Here is a 20,254-nt window from a genome sequence, read left to right as displayed (position 1 = left end):
GAGATGATCAGGTAGATAGGCTGGAAGTGGAAGTGCAGCGATGCATGGAGCGGACCAGTACTAATCGGTCGAGGACTTAACCAAGTAGAGCGTGAAGCGGCGCGGTTAGAAGCCGGAGTGTAAGCGGGCTTGGGCGTAATGGCGGTCTTTGCCATTGCGACCAAGGTCCTTACACGCAGGCTTCTGCGCCGGTAAACGCGTTTCGATGAAATACGCCGTACCTCGACACAACAACACAACAATGATAGCCAGTTTTGAGAGCGCAAAGTTCTCATAAGTGTGGTGGCGATAGCAAGAAGGATACACCTGTTCCCATGCCGAACACAGAAGTTAAGCTTCTTCACGCCGAGAGTAGTTGGTGGGAAACTGCCTGCGAGGGTAGGAAGCTGCCACGCTAAGATAAGATCCGGTCACGTTGACTGGGTCTTTTTTTTGTCAGCGTGAGCCAGCTCGGTTAGGAGTCGAGCGTAAGTGGACTTGGGCGTGATGGACCCGGGCTTAGGCCATTGAGACCAAGGCCCTTACATGCAAATTTCTGCGCCAGCGAGCGCGTTATCGAAACCTGAGTAAGACTTCACCCCACCCTAAATAGAACAAAAACCATAACTCACAACTAACAGAAAATCAAAAATAATCTTGAAATAACCGCAGTATGCATGCTACATTGCAGAAGCAAGCGGAAAAGGGGGGTCATAAAATGCCAGTAAATGCGACAAAAGAGACATTGAAAAAGTTGACTGCGACAGGTACTGTTGTGGTCGACTTTTGGGCGCCGTGGTGTGGGCCTTGTAAGGTGCTTGATCCGATTTTAACCGCACTTGAAAGTGAATTGTCTGGGCTGACGGTCGTGCGTTATAACGTGGAGACAGATGCTTCATTGCCACAATCTTTGGGGATCATGGCGGTACCGACGATGGTGGTTTACCAATGGGGACAGCCAAAAGAAAAAGTAAGCGGTGTTTATACTAAAGAGAAACTGAAACGTTATTTTGAAAAGAAGTTAGAGGCGACGCGATGACACATTCAGCTGAACAACCGCAAACTCAGACACCAAATCGCGTTTTGGCTACTTGTTTATTAGCCGGACGCATTATGATCGAAGGCGGCTCGGAAATGTACCGAGTGGAAGATACGATGCGCCGAATCGCCTTTAATGCTGGTCAACCGCAAACGTTGGTGTTTACAACGCCTACTGGGATTTTCGCGAGTATTGAAAATCAACCGTATATTCAGGAACGGCCAATTAGTAAACGCTCAATTGACATGGAGAAAGTGTCCCGGGTGAATCAGCTTTCCCGATCGTTTGCCGCAAGAGAGATCAATTTGGATGAGTTGTACACGGCATTGCTTCAACTGGATCAAAACACCCCTTTTTTCCCGATCAGTTGGCAGGTGATCAGTGCTGCTATTGTCAGTTTGACCTTAATGATTTTATTTGCGCAAAAGTACAACTGGTTTGATATGCCTTTGGCGGCTGCGGTTGGAGCACTCGGCTTTTGGGTTAATATCAAAGTGAATGCACTGACGAATATTCGCTTTATTAGTGAATTGCTCGGTGCCTTGGTTGTCGGATTAACGGCGTGGATCGGCGTGAAAGTGGGTCTTGGTCATGACCTTGACGATATTATCATCGGTGCAATTATGCCCTTGGTGCCCGGGGTTGCGATTACCAATTCGATTCGCGATATGCTGGCTGGGCATCTGTTGTCTGGTATGGCGCGTGGGACAGAGGCGATTTTAAGTGCCTGTGCGATCGGTGTTGGGATTGCAATCATTTTTCGGTTCTTTTAGTAAAGGAGGCAGCGCTCTTGCCGTGGTTTCTTGCGTTATTTATTCAGCTATCTTTTAGTTATTTAGCGACGGTTGCCTTTGCGGTGATTATTAATGTACCGCGGAAAGCGCTGAATCTTGCTGGTTGGGCAGGTATGATGGGCTGGTTGGCTTATTGGCTGCTGATGGAGGCGGGAGTCGGACGAATGTTGGCCAACTTAACCGGCGCTTTTGTCATCGGTGTGTGCGGGATCTTTTTTGCGCGTTATAAAAAGATGCCGGTCATTATTTTCAACATTCCCGGGTTTGTGCCGCTTGTTCCGGGTGCCGTTGCGTACCAGGCTGTGCGCGCGATCGTGATGGGGCAACTGGATAGTGCCTTGCAGTATGTCAGCCGGGTAGTCATGATTGCAGGGGCGATTGCGGTTGGTTTCATGTTGGCACAACTCTTATCGGAATTGTTGTACAAACAGGCAGTTTTGAAGCCTAAAAAGTGATATACTTTAGCCATGCGATGAGTCGAGTAAGCGCAGTTTTTGTGCTGAAAGTTGCAGCTGACAGGTTAGAAGCCACCCGCCGGATTGTGGGGTCAGCGAGATTCTATCTAAGTTGAATTAGGTACTGCAAAAGCAGCAGCCAGGCGAAAATGCTGGCTGTTTTTTTTGTTTCCAGTTGGTTTCCTCTGTTTTTGCTTTGTTTTTAAAAAGCAACAATGGTGTTATAACGAGTTCCTTTTATTAATAAAATTATGAGAAAATCCACATATTTTGGACGCCACTTCACCTTTTAATAAGGCCCGAAAGATGATTGGACAGCAGCACATCGGATATTCCTTATGAACTGGCAAAAAAGTTAAAAAATAAGTTGACTTTTGGCGTGAGTCCAATTAGTATTCTAACCAATCATTAATTTTAACGGGAGAAGGCGAGTCAATGTCATCTATGTGTATGTCAACTGAAAGAAATTGTGTTCACCGAAGCATATGCCTAGTCTTGTTGTTGATGCCGGGGACCCGAGAGTTTGATCGTTAACCTAACGACCAGCGTATCGAGCCCCTTTTCGTATCGACAATGGGGCTGATACATGGCACCCATTCGTCGGAATGGGTGCCTTTTTGTTAAAGATTAATGAAAATTGCTAGGGATGTTTAAAAAGGGGGAACCAAAGTGAAAAAGAGTGTTGTGAAAGCCTTGATTGGCGCAGGTGTTGTTGCGACATCCATGCTGGTGCTGGCCGGTTGCACGACCAAAAGTGCGACGAATAAAGGCAATACGGCCGGTGATACCGTTAAGATCGGCGTGAATATGGAGCTGTCCGGAGCTGTAGCTGGTTATGGCGAACAGGAAAAGCAAGGTGTCGAACTGGCGATTAAGCAGATTAATGCAAATGGCGGCGTTAAAGTCGGCAAGGATAAGAAGAAGCTAAAAGCCGTTTACCGTGATAACAAGTCTTCAACCGGTGGCGCGGCTGCGGTTGCAGCACAGTTGGCGAATAACGAAAAAGTCGTGGCGATCGTCGGACCGGCAACGACCAATAACGGGACAGCTTCGATTCCAAATGTCACCAAAGCGGCGGTGCCAATGGTAGGGCCGAGCGCAACAGATCCTAACTTCACCTTACAGAAAAACGGCAAGGTACAACCTTATGTTTTCCGCGCCTGCTTTACGGATACATTCCAGGGTCAGAAGGCGGCCATTTTTGCCAATGATACCTTGAAGGCTAAAAATGTGGCGATCATTGCCGATAACTCGACTGATTACGGAACCGGTTTGACCAAGGCATTTAAGAAGAAGTTCGCCGGTAAGGTTGCCGTGACCGAATATTATCAGTCAGGCGATAAGGATTTCAACGCAATGCTAACGAATATTAAGAACAAGAAAATCGATGCGATTTATACACCGGGTTATTATTCAGAACTGGGACTCTTGATCAAACAGGCGCGTCAATCGGGAATCAAAGTGCCGATTATCGGGGCAGACGGTATGGCTGATCCTAAACTTGCACAGATCGCCGGTAACGAAAATGCGACGGATGTTTACTACACCACCCCGTTTTCAACGCTGGGAACCAACCGCAGTTCATTGGTTAAGACGTTTATGGCCAATTATCAAAAGCAATACAAAGCAGAAGCACCAACTTTTTCAGCGTTGGCTTACGATTCGGTTTACATGATTAAGCAAGCTATTGAGGATCAGAAGTCAGCAGATTCGGCAAGCATTGCTAAGGGACTGGCGAAAATCAAAAATATGCCCGGTGTGACTGGGACCACTAGCATTGATAGCAAGCACAATCCGGAAAAACCGATCGCGGTTGAACAGCTGACCCAAGGCAAGATTACGAAGGCCTATACCGTTAAATAATCATTTTCCACAATTCCGGGAAGGGGGTTACAATTTTGCAGACCATGATGCAACAAATGATCAATGGACTTTCACTGGGTAGTATTTATGCCTTGCTTGCGCTGGGCTATACCATGGTCTATGGGATCATTAAATTGATTAACTTTGCTCATGGGGATATTTATATGCTCGGCGCATTTTGGGGATATTACGCGATAAATTATTTGCACTTCGGCTTTGTTGGCGCTTTATTATCTGCGATGGTGATGGCCAGTCTTTCAGGGGTTTTGATCGAGTATCTGGCATATCGGCCATTGCGTAATTCACCGCGGATCGCTGCTTTGATTACCGCGATCGGCGTCTCATTTTTCCTCGAAAATGGCATGTCGTTTCTTTTTGGAGCTAATGCGCGGAATTTTCCCCAGGTGATTACGACTAAAACGTATTATTTTTTCGGCGTGGGGATATCCAATGTGCAGTTGCTGATTCTTTTCACATCGCTAGTGTTGATGGTGTTGTTGCAGTTCATCATTAAGCAAACCACGATGGGCAAGGCGATGCGGGCCGTCGCGGTGGATCCGCAGGCGGCTCAGCTGGTCGGGATTAATCCGGATCATGTTATTTCTTTCACCTTTGCTTTGGGGTCGGCACTGGCAGGGGCAGCTGGCGTCATGATCGGCCTGTATTACAACTCCATCGATCCATTGATGGGGATGGTGCCGGGGATCAAGGCCTTTGTCGCGGCGGTTGTCGGTGGCATCGGCTCGGTGCCGGGCGCGGCGGTCGGCGGCTTCTTGATCGGCTTGCTGGAAACCGGTGTGCAGGCCATTGGGTTGTCGGCTTATAAGGATGCCGCAGTTTATCTAGTGCTGATTTTGATGCTGGTTGTTTTGCCGGCGGGTTTATTCGGCAAGCGTCAACGGGAGAAGGTGTGAGTGCATGTTAAAAAACTTACGCAGCAAATTAAGCTGGCTGGCGATCATGGTTGGCGGCTTCATCCTGATCAATGTCGGCGTCTTAACCGGCGTGATCAACACCTTTATCGAAAATGCCTTGGTGACGGTTGGTATTAACATTATTTTGGCTGTCGGCTTGAACCTGATTATCGGCTTCTCGGGACAATTTTCGCTTGGACATGCCGGATTTATGGCGATTGGCGCCTATGCAACAGCGATTGTGACCCAAAATATGGCCACACCACTCGGGTTCTACTTGGCGATGGCGCTGGGTGTGGTAATTGCGATCGTGGCAGCGTTGATTGTCGGCGTTCCAACACTGCGACTGCGCGGTGATTATCTAGCCATTGCGACCATGGGTGCCGCGGAAATTATTCGCGTGGTGATTAACAATCTGAAAATCACGAACGGTCCTGCCGGTATGTTCAACATTCCGCCGTTAGCATCATGGCCAACCGTTTACATCTTGATGTGCGTGACAACGGTGGTGATCGTCAATTTCATTCACAGCCGGGCCGGACGTGCAGTGATGGCGATTCGCGATGACGACATTGCTGCCGAATCGATCGGGATTAACCCGACCAAATGGAAACTGGCTGCGTTTGTGTTAGGGGCTGCGACTGCCGCAATTGGCGGTTCCTTACACGCCAGCTATCTGCAGACGATTGCGCCAAGCGACTTTGGCATTATGAATTCGATCTCACTGCTCATCATTGTGGTGTTGGGCGGCGTCGGCAGTATGACCGGAACGTTTGTGGCTGCGATTGTCTTGGGCATCATCGACACGGCGTTGCAAAATTTTGGCACCTTACGCATGGTGATTTATGCGCTCGCGCTGATTTTGTTGATGGTGTTCAAACCGTCCGGACTGCTGGGCCGTTACGAACTTTCTTTTGGGCGTAAGCGGCGCGCGCGAAAGGAGGCGGCATCCTCATGACCAAGCAACTGGTGATTGACCATGTCAGTAAAGTGTTTGGCGGACTGAAAGCGGTGGCCGATGTGAGTCTGACCATCAATCAAGGCGCGTTGATCGCGTTAATCGGGCCGAACGGGGCTGGCAAAACCACGCTTTTCAACATGTTGACCGGTGAATCCGGGCCGACAACCGGGAAAATAACCCTGTCGACTGCTTCAGGTGACGTCGACATTTCCAAAAAGAAGGCGTATCAGGTTGCCAAGTTAGGCGTTGCCCGAACGTTCCAGAACATTCGGTTATTTGGTGCCATGTCGGTTAAGGAAAATGTGTTGGTGGCCAGAACCCATCTTTATCATGAAGACTTTCTCGGCACGGTTTTGCGCCTACCGCAGTTTTATCAACGGGAGCATGACGTTGGCGCCGCGGCGGATGAATTGTTAGACTTTTTTGATTTAACTGCCGTGGCAGATGAACCCACGGCAAGCCTGCCTTATGGAACCCAGCGACGGGTCGAAATTGTTCGCGCTGTGGCGACCAAGCCGCAGCTGCTGTTTTTGGATGAACCGGCAGCCGGCATGAATCCGGAAGAAACCGCTGATTTGAGTCGTTTGATCGCACGGGTGCGGGAGCATTTTGGCATTACGGTGGTGCTGATTGAACATGATATGTCGCTGGTGATGAATCTGGCTGAATATATTTACGTGCTGGATCACGGCGCGATGATTGCGAAAGGCACGCCGCAAGTGATTCAGCGCGATCCACAGGTAATTCGGGCGTACTTGGGAGGTGACAGCGATGCTTGAGGTAAAAGACCTTGTCGTCAATTACGGCGGGATTCAAGCCGTAAAAGACGTCAGCTTCCGCGTTAACACCGGCGAGGTTGTCGCCTTGATCGGGGCGAATGGTGCCGGGAAAAGTACCATCTTGAAAACTATCTCAGGCTTGTTGCGGCCGCGCTCTGGTACAATCTTATACGAAGATAAAAACATCGTGGGTATGGCGGCTGCCAAGATTGTCAAAATGGGCATCTCTCAAGTGCCGGAGGGTCGGCATATCTTTGCTGGGTTGACCGTCAGCGAAAACCTGCAGATGGGCGCGTTTGGTCTCAAAGACAAGCAAGCTGCGAGCGACCAGTTGGCGGTGGTTTACGATCGTTTTCCGGTTCTAAAGGAACGGCTCAATCAAGACGCTGCAACCCTGTCTGGTGGTGAGCAGCAGATGCTGGCAATGGGCCGGGCACTCATGGCGCGGCCCAAACTCCTTTTACTAGACGAGCCGTCGATGGGCCTATCACCGATTTTTATTCAGGAAATCTTTGATATCATTACCAAAATCAACGAACAAGGCACCACGGTTTTGTTAATCGAACAAAATGCCAAGCAGGCGCTGGCAATCGCAAATCGCGGTTATGTTTTGGCCAGTGGAACAGTGAAGTTGACCGGCACAGGTGCGGAATTGCTGGCGAATCCCGCGGTTCAGGCGACGTATCTGGGGGTGCAGCCAGCGACTTGAGCAAGCAAATTTGCAAACGAAGCAATTTTAAATAAACGGATCAGCAAAAAACAGGCCATTGTGATCGACCTGTTTTTTTGTGCGTCAATTTATTTAGCACAGCTTATTCATCAAGGATTCTGCGTCCCGTCACGTGGCGCTGGACCAACACCGCGGCCGCTACCACCTTGTCCTGGACGAACACCTTGTTGATTTGGTGTTGCGACCATGTACTGGCTGATCAAATTAACAATTTGCCGGTTTTGTGGTAATTCGCTGTGTCCCGCCTCATCGCCTGAAACCGTAATCTGAGTATAGTGAGCAACCTGATTTTGGAAAATATATTTACCAGCCTCTACACTTTCTATTGGTACGGTGCCGTCACCATCGAGATTTTCGGTTCCGGCAATCGAATAAACAGTCAGGGTGTTTGGCAACTTGTCACGACTGGTGATGAAGTCATTCAGCATTTGGGTGCGGTTGTTAGGATTGCTTTCTTCAAGGTTGTATGGTGTCCCGATTGTCATGAGTCTAGTCATTTGCACGTCATACTCACTGTAATATTTTTCTAAAAAAAGAGTGAAAATGAGACCGCCGTTACTGTGCCCAATGCCGCGGAAACGATTAAAGCTATAAGTTTTGGTCAGCTGCTTGAAGGCAATGTTAAACCACGCCGCCTGTTTTTTGATGTTGTTATAACCATCTTTGTTGTCTTCAAACGCCACAACGATGTAAGGTTCAGTATCGCGCGCAGCAATTTTGCCACTATATGTTAGCTTACCATTTGTTTTCACCGTAATCTTCAGAAGACTATGACCGCTTGTCTGATGATTGAGTTGTGTGATTAAGCTGTTGAACCGATCTTCGGTAGCCGAGCTTCCAGGAATTAAAATGATCGGTTGCATGCGGGAATTATGAACAACCCGCGCCGATTTGACGTTTTGGGCCATCCATTTGGTTGCAGGAAACACAACCGCTCCGATGGCTAGAATGCTGAAAAGAATAAGCAGCCATCTGCGCCAATGTTTAATCATGATGATCACCGACTTTCGCAGATTCAAGATTAATGGTTTCTGCCAATCGGATAAACGGTGCATAAATGAGAACCGAGACGATTAGGCAAATGACGGCCACAATTAAGGCGACCAAATTACCATTTGTCCCCAGAAACGCTGCCAAAGGTCCCGGCGTGGTCGTCGGAATCGTGTAAACCGAGGGTGGCATAAGGCGCAAGCGGATGGCAGTCCAGGCAATAGCCATGTTCACCAAAGGCGTAGTCAAAAATGGCACGAGCAAAATCGGGTTAAGCGTCACCGGCCACCCGATCATGACCGGTAAACTGATATTGACCAGACCCGGGAGAAGCGAGAGCCCGGCAATCCGGCGCAACGGTTTGGATCTGCCTACCCACAGCGTGGCGATGATCAACGCCAGTGTCATGCCGACACCGCCAAAACTGGCAAAAGGATGATAAATCGTATTTATAGTAATCGGATTGGGCACGTTGAACAAGTTAGCGTGTTCCAGTGCGTAATTCAAATTGGCTGTGCTGGTAGTGCTTCCTGCTTGTACCATCAGCGGATTAATTGGGCCTTCAATCCCTGTCCACCACATCAGCGCGTTGATCGTCGTGACCAAAGCGAGTCGAAGCGATACATGGGGGATGTTGGTGGCGGGCATTTGGAAAACCACATAAAAAAGGCCGATAAATCCTTCCGTTGATACTCGGCTGAGACCGTATGTAATCGCAACACTGCCAATGAGAATCAATATAGTTAACCAGGTGCCACGCAACCCGCGACTGATTAAACCGGCGATAGTATAGTGGTGCGAAGGTTCCTCAAAATCAGCATGGGTGAAACGGAACACCCAACCTATAAGCAAGCCGAAAACAATCGCGATAAATAACCCACGATAGCCGAAATTATTCGTCTGAAATGACGACTGGGCATTGCGCTGCGCATTAAAATTTAGAATCAAAAAAGCCCCTACACTAGTAAGCCCTGCCAACGAATCATCTTTTTTATACGATCGGGCCATATACTTTGCCACAAAGAAGGCAGCCATGACAGACATCATGTTGATAGTTACGGTCTCGACAATGAGCAAGAGCGTGCGAATCTGGTTGTAGTGCGGGATGACGTTGTCGAGATTGTAGATAACCGCAAAAAAGCCGTTACGCGAAAAGACGCTTTGTTCGAGCATCTGCGCCCACGCACCGACAATGACAAACGGGAAAATGACGGCAAAGGTTTGTTGAAGTGCACGATAAATGCGGTTATGCCGCAGTCGAACACTGTTTGTTACGAGCATGGGAAGCAATCTTTTCATGAGATTGCTCATTGCTGCCATCTCCCTTAATTTTTATTTGATGAAGTACTATTAAGGTTATTCTAACAAATATTAATGTAGGCGAGTAGCTTTAAGTCGGAATCACCACGGGCTTAACGAATTACTAAGCACGCTCGCAATGAGAACTGAAACGCATTCGCTGGCGCAGGAGCTGCATGTAAGGACCTTGATCGGCCACTTACACTCCGGCTCCTAAACGCGTCAGCTCACGCTCTTTTTTTCTGGCATGCAAGGGCTTCCCTACCATGGTATTCTTAAGTTAAGACAATAAACGGAAACGCGTTCGCCGGCGCAGGAGCCTGCGTGTAAGGACCTCGGTCGCAATGGCAAAGACCCCGCCATCACGCCCAAGGCCACTTACACTCCGACTCCTAAGCGCGCCGGCTCACGCTCTTACTTTTGGAGGCTAAATAATGAATAAACCATTGGCAAAGTATATTGATCACACCTTATTAAAACCGGATGCAACCCAAGACCAGATTGATGTCGTCTTGGATCAGGCAAAGCAGTATGATTTTGCCTCGGTTTGCATCAATCCTTATTGGGTCGCTCGGGCTGCGGCCAGCTTACACGATACGGATGTCAATGTTTGCACCGTGATTGGGTTCCCGCTTGGTGCCAACACCACGCAAACGAAGGTCTTTGAAGCGGGTCAGTCGCTTGATAAAGGCGCAAAGGAAATTGACATGGTCTTGAACATCGGCGAGCTAAAAGCAGGCCATGATGACCATGTTCGCGCTGATATTCAGGCAGTTGCGGATATGACCCATGCCAAAAGCGGCTTGTTGAAAGTCATCATTGAAGCGGTTTTGTTAACGGATGAAGAAAAGGTGACGGCCTGCAAGCTGGCAGCTGCTGCCGGCGCTGATTTTGTCAAGACGTCAACCGGTTTTGCTGCGGGCGGGGCAACAGTTCATGATGTTGCGTTGATGCGGCAGACAGTCGGCGACAAGCTCGGTGTTAAAGCGGCTGGCGGCATTCATTCCTATGCCGAGGCCAAGGCTTTGATTGAAGCCGGCGCTGATCGGCTAGGGGCAAGCGCTGGTGTACAGATTTTGAAAGAAGCGGGTGAGGCATAATATGGCATTTGCACGAATCATTACCATTGTTTTAGACTCAATCGGCATTGGCGAAGCACCGGATGCGGCCAAGTTTCATGATGAAGGTGCCGATACATTAGGCCACATTGGCGACTATTTTGGCGGAAAATTAGCATTGCCGAACCTGCAGGCGATCGGACTGGGCAATATCGATCGTAAAACTCCCATCGCTGGTGTTGGCCCACTAGGGAGTCCCGGCGGTTATTTTGGTAAAATGGCGGAAATTTCTGCCGGTAAAGATAGTATGGATGGTCATTGGGAGATGATGGGGCTGCCGGTGACGGAACCTCTTGGCTATTTTCCTGAGGGCTTTCCGGCCGATTTGATTAAGCAAATTGAAGATTTTTCCGGACGCAAAGTTATTCTTAATAAACCATATTCCGGCACTGAAGCCATTAAGGATTATGGCGAGCGGCAGATTAAAACCGGCGATCTCATCGTTTATACGTCTGGCGATTCCGTGTTGCAAATCGCGGCGCAAACCGATGTGATCCCGCTTGATGAGTTGTATCGGATTTGCCGTTATGTCCGGAGTATCACGATTGACGCCCCATACCGGATCGGGCGCGTCATTGCCCGTCCGTATGTCGGCACCGATCCGACGACTTTCACCCGCACCAGTGATCGCCACGATTACACGTTGCAGCCAGACAAGCCAACTGACCTTGATCGCCTGCAAGGAGCTGGCGTGCCGACTTACGGCATCGGGAAAATCAATGATATTTTCTCAGGACAAGGTTTAGATGACGGCGTGCACACCGTCAGCAACACAGATGGCATGGATAAAACGATTGAGGCAGCGAAATCCGACCGTAAAGGTTTTATCTTCACGAATCTGGTCGACTTCGATGCCATGTATGGCCACCGGCGCAATGTCCAAGGTGATGGCGAGGCGTTAATGACGTTTGATCGACAGTTAGGCGATTTACTGACGGCTTTGCGTCGTGACGATTTACTTATGATCACAGCAGACCACGGGAACGACCCGACTTTCCGCGGGACGGATCATACGCGTGAATATGTGCCATTGTTGGCTTACAGCAAGCAATTCGTTGGCAATGGTGATTTGGGTGTTCGGTCGCCATTTGCTGATTTAGGCGCCACGATTCTCGATAATTTTGGTGTCCGTGGCAATCAGGTCGGCCAATCATTTCTGAGATTGTTAAAATAACACGACCCAGTGAAAGGGGATCAATCATGAGTACACATATTGCAGCTTCAAAAGGTGCCATTGCAGATGTGGTGTTGTTGCCAGGCGATCCATTGCGCGCCCAGTACATTGCCGAGAACTTTTTGGAAAATGTGACGCGTTACAATACGGTTCGCAACGCTTTTGGCTACACTGGTACGTTTGAAGGCCGGCGCGTGTCGGTTCAGGCAACGGGGATGGGCATACCATCGATTTCGATTTACGTCAATGAGCTGATTCAGGAATATGGCGTCAAGACACTGATTCGCGTTGGCACGGCTGGCGGCATGGGTAAGGATGTCAAGATTCGTGATGTGGTGCTGGCGCAAGGCTCGTCGACAGATAGCAGTATTATTTTGAATACTTTTGGAGCGGGCATGTATTTTGCGCCGCTGGCAGATTTCCAGCTGTTGCGTGAAGCAGCAAACTTGGCAGATGAAAGTGAAATCCGCTATCATGTTGGTAACGTTCTCGGCGAAGACCGCTTTTACAACGACGAAATGGACCGCCAAAAGCTGATTGATTATGGGGTGCTGGCAACCGAAATGGAGACACCAGCGCTTTATCTACTCGCGGCGAAGTTCCATGTTCAGGCGTTATCGATCCTCACCGTCTCAAACCATTTGATCACAGGTGAAGAAACCACTGCTCAAGAGCGTCAGACCAGCTTCAATGACATGATCGGAATAGCACTTGGCGTCGCTAAAAAGGTTCGTGTACGTTAAATAACGTATAAGTTTTAATTATACCAATGAGCATTAACTAATTGTTTTTTGGCTGTAACAACAATTTAATATGCGAACGACTGGAAAACGTGTTATTCTGTATATGGTTTCTTAAGAAAAGGTAAATGCCAATTGAATTTTAAAAATTCAGTCTCATGCAATTATTCACAGTCTAGGAATGGAGGAGTACATACATGGTAAAATCTAAAAAAGTATGGTCAGTAACGGCAGGATTTGTTGGTGCTGCCGGTCTGGCGGCTTTAGCTACCGGTGCAAATACTGTTTCCGCATCAACAACGGGAACAGTTAATTACAAGACCGGTGCGACCACCGTATGGAATAGTCCATCATGGAACCACGTAAAACGCTACGTGACGTTTGGCGACACGGTGCAACTATTAGGTAAAACAGTCGATCATAATGGTGCAACCTGGTACAAAATCGGGGACAATCAGTGGATTCCAGAAATCTATTTGAACGTTGACGGGAAGTCAGCCCAAGTTCAAGCACCAGCATCGACAGCTAGCTCAAGTCAGGCGCATGCTAGCCAGGCACCGGCAAGCCAAGCACCTGCCAGCCAGGCAACGACTGCAACATCGCCAGCAACCACACAAAGCGCTAACATTCAACTTTATGTTAAGAATGTTGGTTCGGCTGTGACGGTTTGGGCAACGCCTGCGTATGGTCATGCAACCGGCCAATATCTTGAAGGTCGTCAATCAGTAACTGCTGCGGCTCAACAGCAAGCAAATGGTGAAACATGGTACCAACTGGCTAATGGCGGTTACGTACCTTCACGCTTTGTCAGCACGACACCGGTAGCAGCTGCGCCGCAGTCAACCGCACCACAGTCGACGGCATCCAGCGTAGCGGCGCCGGCATCATCTGCGGCACCGCAAGCACCTGCTTCAAGCTCGGCAGCACAGCCAAGCCAGGCACCTTCATCACCGGCACCGGTTTCTAGCGCTGCACCGTCGTCACAAGCGAGTCAGGCATCACAAGCACCTGCTTCAAGCTCAGCAGCACAGCCAAGTCAAGCACCAGCAGCACCGACACCGGCACCAGCTGCAAGTTCAGCCGCACCGGAGTCTGAAGCAAGCGCGACACCTGCTCCGGCTTCATCAACCACGGTACAAACAACACAGTTAAGTCAACAGCAAAATAATAATGTTGCAGAGGCTGCTTACACGGCACCTGTTGCTCAAACTCAAACTCAAACCCAAACTCAAACTCAAACCCAAACACCTACTGTAACAAGTACTTCACGGCAGGCTAAGGTTCAAGCTGTTATCTCGATTGCTGAACAGCAGATCGGCAAGCCATATGTTTGGGGTGGCAAGGGTCCTAACAGCTTTGATTGCTCAGGCTTAATGTACTATGCATTCCTGCATGGTGCAGGGGTTAATATCGGTGGTTGGACTGTGCCACAAGAGTCTTCAGGTCAACAAGTTTCTCTGAGTGCGCTTCAACCAGGCGATTTGCTCTTCTGGGGTGGTCATGGTGCAACATATCACGTTGCACTCTACATCGGTGGTGGTACCATGATTCAGGCACCACAACCTGGTGAAAACGTTAAGTACACGGCAGTGAACTACTTCATGCCTGACTTCGCGGTTCGTCCGAATCTGTAAACTTAATTGGATCGGTTTTTTCGGAGAAGGGCGTCTTTTAATAAGGCGTTCTTTTTTTACAATCGCACAGTTGGCACATGTTCGGCACAGAAAAGCCCTCGGGATATTCCTGAGGGCTTTAATGCGTCTATGAAAAGATAGATAAACGGGAAGTGCAAGTTTTAGTTAGTTTCGGCCACTGGCGCCTTCTCAGCTGCGTCGGCTTTTTCAACCGCCGCCATCGCCACAGCATTGACCCAGTTGATCGGCTGGTCGAAGTTTGGCTGAAATAGCATGTCGACCATCGCTAGGGTTTCGATGGTCATGTGAGTTTGGATGGCTAGAGAGATGACGTTGGCACTTTGGCTGATGTCATGCTTGGAGTAGAATGCACCACCTTTGACTTCGTGGGTTTGCGGATCCCAGGTCAGACTGCACAGAACCGGCGTAGTGGTGAGCATGAAGTCTGGGCGATAGTCTTGCTCAATGGTGACACTATCGAGCTTCAGACCACGTGCCTTGGCTCCTTCGGTTGTGAGGCCGGATGCAGCAATGGCATGATCAAAAAGTTCAACTGCTGAGCTTGCTTGCGTGCCGAGGTATTTCTCGGTTGGCGCCACAATGTTTTTACCGACCAGAATGCCTTGGCGGACGGCGTTGGTGGCTAATGGAATGTAATCAGACTTACCAGTAGGATTATAGTGAACAGCTGCTGTATCACCGGCGGCAAAAATAGCCGGATCACTGGTTTGCATGTACGCATCGGTGATGATCGCGCCGTTTGGCAGGGTGTCGAGATGATCCTTTAGCAAATCTGTATTCGGCCGGAAGCCGGTGCACAAAATCGCAATATCCGCGGTATAGCTACCTTTGTCGGTTCTAACCACCGTCTCACCTTGATCATTTTTTGCAAACCCGCTGACCATTTCACCGAGCGCTAAATGAACGCCGTGATCGGTATAAAGCTTTTCAACCCGGTCAGTGATGGTGGCGTCAAAATTCTTGGCCAACACCCGCGGTAGGCCGTCGATCAATGTGACCTGCTTATCGGTTAAGGCAAATTGTTCGGCAAGTTCAGCGCCGATATAACCGGCACCGATGACAATCGCACTTTTAATGCTCGGCGCCAGATCTTTCAAGGATTTGGCATCTTGCCAGTTCTTGCACAGGTGGACACTCGTATCATGAATGCCCGGAATATTTGGAACGATCGGAGTGGAACCGGTGGTGTAAACCAGTTTGTCATAAGTATCGGTGGTGATATTGCCAGTGTTTAGATCCTTGACTTCAACGGTTTTGGCATCGGGGTCAACGCTGAGGACGTCATGTTCCATTTGCATGTTGGCGCCAAGCTTGGCAAGTGCCTCAGGGCTGGAATAAAACATTTTGTTGGGATCGCTGACATGATCACCAACCCACAAGGCGATGCCACAGGATAAGAACGACAGGTTGTTGTTGCGTTCGTAAACGGTGACGTCTGCGTCTGGGTGCTCAGTTAGAATCTGTTGGGTCGCGAACGTACCAGCATGGGTGGCACCGATAACAATAATTTTCATAGTTAGATCGCTCCTTTGTGTTTTTGATAATGATTTCACAAAGAAAGTGTAACACAATTAATTGTGCACGGCTATATTGTTTAGTACCTTTTTTGTGAAAAAATAGTTAAGAAGCGTTTTCAGCATGTGCTGTTAATCTTGCAGCCAGCGACCAATCATTTCTAAGTGGTGCATCAACTGGAACTTTCGGATGACGCCTAAGCCGGGAAAATGGTGATCGGTAGCGGCTTTCATGAGCGCCGTCACGCCGGCTGTTTGCACTTGGGGATGATGAGGCAGCCAAGCGGCGAGTTGCGTGAGTATTTCAAAAAACTTGGCTTGCGGGTTGGTGAAATCTTCATTGTTGACGGAGACAAAATGATGCAGTCGTAAGGAGCCGTCTATCGCGGGGTAGACTAAGTGAATCGCCAAGGCGCGCTGAGGGAAACCGTGCTCAAAATAGTCTGAGGTTGCCAGCGGATAGTCGGCAAAGCCAACGCCAGGCAACATGTTCGGCGGGTATTGATAAAACTCGTCTTGCAACAAGCCGTACGCTGACGTATGCGAATAGACAGTGAAGTGATCATTGAGATACACGGCCCGCCGCAGACCTAACTGCCGAACCCGCGCTTCATCAGGCACTAAAGCGAGTTGGCGGCGTGTCAGCAACTTGGCTTGGGCGGCGGTGGCAGCGATGATCAACGGTGCTGGCCGGGCATCAAAAATTCGCGCGACCTGCACTGATGGGCTCAGCATCGGTAGGTGACGCGGCGTTGCCAATAAACGATACGTGCCGACTTGTGGATTCTGAATGACGTAGGCTGCATGTGCGTTTTTTGCTAATGCTTGCGTGGCTTTGGTCAAACCGGGGGTATCTTTGACAGGCTCAAGCACTGGAATGACTGTGGTGGGTAGTCGCTGACTGTTCGCTAAGGCAGTGATTGCTGCCAAATCGTATAATTTTCCACGGATGACTGGGAAATAATTCATGATAAGCGATCCATTTTCAATGTTGCCACTTCTGCATTGAGTGCGTCGATTTCTTCCTGAAGCGCGGTGATGGTCGTATTGTCGAGTTCATCGACAAACTGGTCATAAAGATTCTTTTCGGGATGATAAATGTCATAGTCAGCGGTCCGTTTGCGTAGCTCGCTGAACAGTTCCGCAGTCGAAAATTGTCCGAGTCCTTTGGCGACCTGCTTGGCTTTGAGCACTTCACGATTGAGGCTGGCGATGAAGTGATCGGTTAACTGGTCTTCAGGTACTTGTAAGTCTTGGCGCCGCGCCATTTTTGCAATGGTCAGTGTACCCGGCGTGATCACCGGAACAGCACTGGCGGCAATGGCAGCTTTGGAAAATGGTTGGTAGACAAACACGCCGATACCAGTCGGAATTTCAGATGCGACCGCGTGATAAAGTCGCTGCGGCAACACGAAATAATTGTAATGACCGATGAAGCTTAACCGCGCCTGACTGTGAAAGTCCGCCTTTGTCACTTTTAGTTCAAAGCAGCGCCAAATTGTCTCGGTTCCCTGCTTTTGCCGCACAAGGGTATCGACAATGCCGAAATCATCAGGCATCGTCACTTCTTCAACAGCTGTAGCGCCTTGCTCCTGCCAGTATGCATATAGCGTTTTTTCAAGATCACGTGTGAGCTGGGTCTTCATGATGCGCCTCCCAAAAGTGAGTGAGTAACTGAGCGAGTTGGTTGGTGTTGTAGCTAACTTGCGCATGAGTCCAGTGATCCGGAAATAGTCGGGCATAACGTGGCGTCACGAACCGTTCATCGATGAGCAAAATCACCCCAACATCATTGGCACCGCGAATCACACGGCCACCCGCTTGCAAGACATTGTTAAACCCTGGCAGTTGATACGCGTAGGCAAATCCCTGACCAGCGCTGTGGTCAAAATAATCCCGCAACTGATCGGTTTCCGCATTGAGTCCCGGTAAGCCAACCGAAACAATGGCAACACCGATCAGCTGAGCACCGCGTAGATCGATGCCTTCCGCAAAAATACCGCCGAGCACGGCAAAGCCAATGACCGAGTCTTCTCCTGCTTTAAAATGATCCAGAAACGCCTGGCGATCCGCTTCGGTCATGGCATTTTCCTGGACGCAGGTTTTGAGCGTGGGGTTGGCAGCGGTAAACGCATCGTAAGCCATTTTCAAATAGGCATAGGACGGGAAAAAGAAAAGATAATGACCCTTTTTGGCGCTAACTAAGGTTGTGAGACTCGCAATCAGTTGTGGCAGATCCTGCTCGCGTCGACGATATGTGGTGTTGACACTGGCATCAACAATGACGGCCTGATTTTTCGGATCAAACGGTGACGGTAAGGCGTAAGTCAGACTGTTGTCAACGCCGCCAAGTAACTTTTGAAAATACGGCATCGGCGATAAAGTGGCAGAAAACAACACGGCACCGCGGCCTTTTTTCAATGATGCATCGACGAAATGCGAGGGATCCAGACACAGTTCTTTGACTAGGATGACGCCATGATCCTTGGCAATTTCGGTTTTGAACGTCTCATCGTAAAAGTCACCGATGCGCAAATATTGGTTGGCCAGGAAGAAAACCGGCAGCACGAGGTCAACAGCAGGCTGCAGGGATGGGGTCGGCGGTTCAGCCAGCCAATCATGAACGACTTCAGTAAACTTGGCGAGGACATTGGTGAGTTCGTCAAGTGGCGCCTCATCAAAAACAAGCGGCTGACTGGCTAACCGCTGATCGGCCACGGCTGTCATGGTGTTGATGATCCGGGTGACGGCACGGCGCAACTTGGTCAGCGCCGCACCTTTATAGGGGATGAGCGCCTGCTTGAGGTTGGTGAAGTCGTGATCGGTGATACTGACGGTGTACATGTCTCGTGCACGACTCACAAGATTGTGAGCTTCATCAACCAAGAAAAACTGACGATCATCGGCATCACTAAAGAACCGCTGCAAGAAGACCAGGGGATCAAACAAATAATTGTAATCACAAATAATAACGTCACAAAACAGGCTGGCGTCTAGCGAAAACTCAAATGGATCGACGGTGTGTTTTCGCGCGTAGGTTTCAATGACGGAACGCGTAATTTGATCTTCATGTGCCAAAAGATCATGCAGTGCTGGTTTCAAACGGTCATAATAGCCCAGCATGTAAGGATTTTGACTGGGATCGTCCGGTTCATCGGCAAACGTGATCGTATCCTTGGCTGTTAGCGTGATACTTTTGGCCTTAAGTCCGGACCCCGCCATTAATGCCATCGCTTGCTCGGCCACACGCCGGGTACTTTGCTTAGCCGTTAAATAGAACACCCGTTGAATCAAGCCGCTACCCATGGCTTTAACGGTCGGAAACAGTGTCGAAATCGTTTTGCCGGTACCGGTGGGCGCTTGGACAAAAAGGCGTGCGCTGCTGTAAATGGCTTTATAAACTGCCGCCGCGAATTCATGCTGTCCAGCACGATATTGCGGAAAAGGAAAATCAAGCTTATCAATCGACATATTGCGCCGCTTGATAATGTCACTGCGCAACTTGAGCCAATCGGTAAATTCGGTCAGTAAATCGGCGAAGTCAACGGCCAACTCGGCAGCAGTTTTGGTTTCAGTGAAACGGCTGATAGTGTCAGTGCTGGCTTGAACGTACACTAGCGTAATGTTTGCGCGGTCAAGGTGGCGTTGCTGACAAAGCAGATGACCGTAAATGCGCGCCTGGGCCCAGTAGCGATCTTTGGTGTTTGGCGTACACTCTTCCCATGGCCGGGCGCTGGTTTTGATTTCTTCGACAGTCAGCGTCTTGTCATCATCGGTCCAGACCCCATCGGCCCGACCTTCCAACTGATAATCCTCATCTCCAACAGTGACCGTGGTTTTTAGATAAACTTCTTTTTCATAGTCAGATTCCTGGTGGGCGGCTTGCAGCTTGCGGTGAATCTGGCTGCCGATGATGGCGGTATTATTTGAATTGCTGGTGATCGGATTGAGATCGCCGGTACGAACGGTTAGCTCAACAAATTCACGAATACCGATACGATTGTGCGCCATCATCAAACCTCCTGAGCGTGAACCGGCGCGGTTAGAAATCGGAGTGTAAGTGGCCTTGGACGTGATGGCCCGGGCTTAGGCCATTGCGACCGAGGTCCTTACACGCAAGCTCCTGCGCCGGTGAACGCATTAATGCTGTGTTCCAATATAACTAGCTTTCAGTATAGAACATACATTCTGTTTAAGGAATGGACGGCGCATGTTTATTAATGAATTTCCGATGTTACTTTGCTTTTATA

Annotated in this window: 18 protein-coding genes and 2 rRNA genes; 14 read left to right on the top strand and 6 right to left on the bottom strand. The window is 49.3% G+C overall.

The features are described 5' to 3' along the window. The 10 genes from BVJ53_RS05045 to BVJ53_RS05000 form a co-directional block, all read left to right on the top strand. Nucleotides 1-84 (top strand): 23S ribosomal RNA (locus tag BVJ53_RS05045); the annotation flags it as partial. Between the two features lie 194 nt (nucleotides 85-278). Continuing rightward, a 5S ribosomal RNA gene (gene rrf / locus BVJ53_RS05040) occupies nucleotides 279-395 on the top strand. Between the two features lie 302 nt (nucleotides 396-697). Further along, the gene (locus BVJ53_RS05035) at nucleotides 698-1,018 is read left to right on the top strand and encodes a thioredoxin family protein (RefSeq protein WP_129301438.1); all 321 of its coding nucleotides are present in this window, start codon (nucleotides 698-700) and stop codon (nucleotides 1,016-1,018) included. Beyond that, nucleotides 1,015-1,791 carry a threonine/serine exporter family protein gene (locus BVJ53_RS05030; RefSeq protein ID WP_129301437.1) on the top strand — a complete coding sequence of 259 codons (777 nt, stop codon included), beginning with the start codon at nucleotides 1,015-1,017 and terminating at the stop codon, nucleotides 1,789-1,791. The genes BVJ53_RS05035 and BVJ53_RS05030 overlap by 4 nt, the downstream gene beginning before the upstream one ends. Nucleotides 1,792-1,808: 17 nt before the next feature. After that, complete coding sequence (locus BVJ53_RS05025) at nucleotides 1,809-2,267, top strand: threonine/serine exporter family protein (protein WP_129301436.1); 459 nt, start codon at nucleotides 1,809-1,811, stop codon at nucleotides 2,265-2,267. Between the two features lie 669 nt (nucleotides 2,268-2,936). Further along, on the top strand, nucleotides 2,937-4,130 hold the full coding sequence (locus BVJ53_RS05020; protein ID WP_129301435.1) for an ABC transporter substrate-binding protein: 1,194 nt from the start codon (nucleotides 2,937-2,939) through the stop codon (nucleotides 4,128-4,130). Nucleotides 4,131-4,165: 35 nt separating this feature from the next. Beyond that, nucleotides 4,166-5,044 (top strand): branched-chain amino acid ABC transporter permease, encoded by an 879-nt coding sequence (locus BVJ53_RS05015; RefSeq protein WP_129301434.1) that lies wholly within the window; start codon nucleotides 4,166-4,168, stop codon nucleotides 5,042-5,044. 4 nt (nucleotides 5,045-5,048) lie between these two features. Then, nucleotides 5,049-6,002 carry a branched-chain amino acid ABC transporter permease gene (locus BVJ53_RS05010; protein WP_129301433.1) on the top strand — a complete coding sequence of 318 codons (954 nt, stop codon included), beginning with the start codon at nucleotides 5,049-5,051 and terminating at the stop codon, nucleotides 6,000-6,002. Continuing rightward, the gene (locus BVJ53_RS05005) at nucleotides 5,999-6,784 is read left to right on the top strand and encodes an ABC transporter ATP-binding protein (protein ID WP_129301432.1); all 786 of its coding nucleotides are present in this window, start codon (nucleotides 5,999-6,001) and stop codon (nucleotides 6,782-6,784) included. The genes BVJ53_RS05010 and BVJ53_RS05005 overlap by 4 nt, the downstream gene beginning before the upstream one ends. Next, the gene (locus BVJ53_RS05000; protein WP_129301431.1) at nucleotides 6,777-7,493 is read left to right on the top strand and encodes an ABC transporter ATP-binding protein; all 717 of its coding nucleotides are present in this window, start codon (nucleotides 6,777-6,779) and stop codon (nucleotides 7,491-7,493) included. Before BVJ53_RS05005 ends, BVJ53_RS05000 begins: the two co-directional genes overlap by 8 nt. A 110-nt stretch (nucleotides 7,494-7,603) precedes the next feature. Here BVJ53_RS05000 and BVJ53_RS04995 read toward each other — a convergent pair whose 3' ends face one another. Further along, a complete protein-coding gene (locus BVJ53_RS04995) occupies nucleotides 7,604-8,506 on the bottom strand; it encodes an alpha/beta hydrolase (RefSeq protein ID WP_129301430.1) in 903 nt (300 codons plus the stop codon). After that, nucleotides 8,499-9,815 carry a PTS sugar transporter subunit IIC gene (locus BVJ53_RS04990; RefSeq protein WP_129301429.1) on the bottom strand — a complete coding sequence of 439 codons (1,317 nt, stop codon included), beginning with the start codon at nucleotides 9,813-9,815 and terminating at the stop codon, nucleotides 8,499-8,501. The genes BVJ53_RS04995 and BVJ53_RS04990 overlap by 8 nt, the downstream gene beginning before the upstream one ends. Nucleotides 9,816-10,237: 422 nt before the next feature. Between BVJ53_RS04990 and deoC the strand changes: the two genes are divergently transcribed. From deoC to msp1, 4 genes are all read left to right on the top strand, one after another. Then, entirely contained in the window at nucleotides 10,238-10,903 is a 666-nt protein-coding gene (gene deoC / locus BVJ53_RS04980; RefSeq protein ID WP_129301428.1) for a deoxyribose-phosphate aldolase, read from the top strand. A 1-nt stretch (nucleotide 10,904) separates the two neighbouring features. Then, entirely contained in the window at nucleotides 10,905-12,095 is a 1,191-nt protein-coding gene (locus BVJ53_RS04975) for a phosphopentomutase (protein WP_129301427.1), read from the top strand. A 26-nt stretch (nucleotides 12,096-12,121) separates the two neighbouring features. Further along, nucleotides 12,122-12,838 carry a purine-nucleoside phosphorylase gene (gene deoD, locus BVJ53_RS04970; RefSeq protein WP_129301426.1) on the top strand — a complete coding sequence of 239 codons (717 nt, stop codon included), beginning with the start codon at nucleotides 12,122-12,124 and terminating at the stop codon, nucleotides 12,836-12,838. A 194-nt stretch (nucleotides 12,839-13,032) separates the two neighbouring features. Continuing rightward, on the top strand, nucleotides 13,033-14,469 hold the full coding sequence (gene msp1, locus BVJ53_RS04965; RefSeq protein WP_129301425.1) for a cell wall hydrolase P75: 1,437 nt from the start codon (nucleotides 13,033-13,035) through the stop codon (nucleotides 14,467-14,469). Nucleotides 14,470-14,630: 161 nt separating this feature from the next. Here the strand turns inward: msp1 and BVJ53_RS04960 are convergent, their stop codons facing one another. From BVJ53_RS04960 to BVJ53_RS04945, 4 genes are all read right to left on the bottom strand, one after another. Continuing rightward, the gene (locus tag BVJ53_RS04960; protein ID WP_129301424.1) at nucleotides 14,631-16,004 is read right to left on the bottom strand and encodes an FAD-dependent oxidoreductase; all 1,374 of its coding nucleotides are present in this window, start codon (nucleotides 16,002-16,004) and stop codon (nucleotides 14,631-14,633) included. Nucleotides 16,005-16,136: 132 nt separating this feature from the next. Then, on the bottom strand, nucleotides 16,137-16,973 hold the full coding sequence (locus tag BVJ53_RS04955; RefSeq protein ID WP_129301423.1) for a sce7725 family protein: 837 nt from the start codon (nucleotides 16,971-16,973) through the stop codon (nucleotides 16,137-16,139). After that, nucleotides 16,970-17,650 (bottom strand): hypothetical protein, encoded by a 681-nt coding sequence (locus BVJ53_RS04950; RefSeq protein ID WP_129301422.1) that lies wholly within the window; start codon nucleotides 17,648-17,650, stop codon nucleotides 16,970-16,972. Before BVJ53_RS04950 ends, BVJ53_RS04955 begins: the two co-directional genes overlap by 4 nt. After that, nucleotides 17,628-20,015: a helicase C-terminal domain-containing protein gene (locus BVJ53_RS04945; protein WP_129301444.1), complete on the bottom strand. Its 2,388-nt coding sequence runs from the start codon at nucleotides 20,013-20,015 to the stop codon at nucleotides 17,628-17,630. Before BVJ53_RS04945 ends, BVJ53_RS04950 begins: the two co-directional genes overlap by 23 nt. Between the last annotated feature and the right edge of the window lie 239 nt (nucleotides 20,016-20,254).

The organism is Lacticaseibacillus chiayiensis (assembly GCF_004123795.1).
In the GTDB taxonomy this organism is placed as follows: domain Bacteria; phylum Bacillota; class Bacilli; order Lactobacillales; family Lactobacillaceae; genus Lacticaseibacillus; species Lacticaseibacillus chiayiensis.
This window is presented reverse-complemented; position numbering and strand designations above follow the sequence as displayed.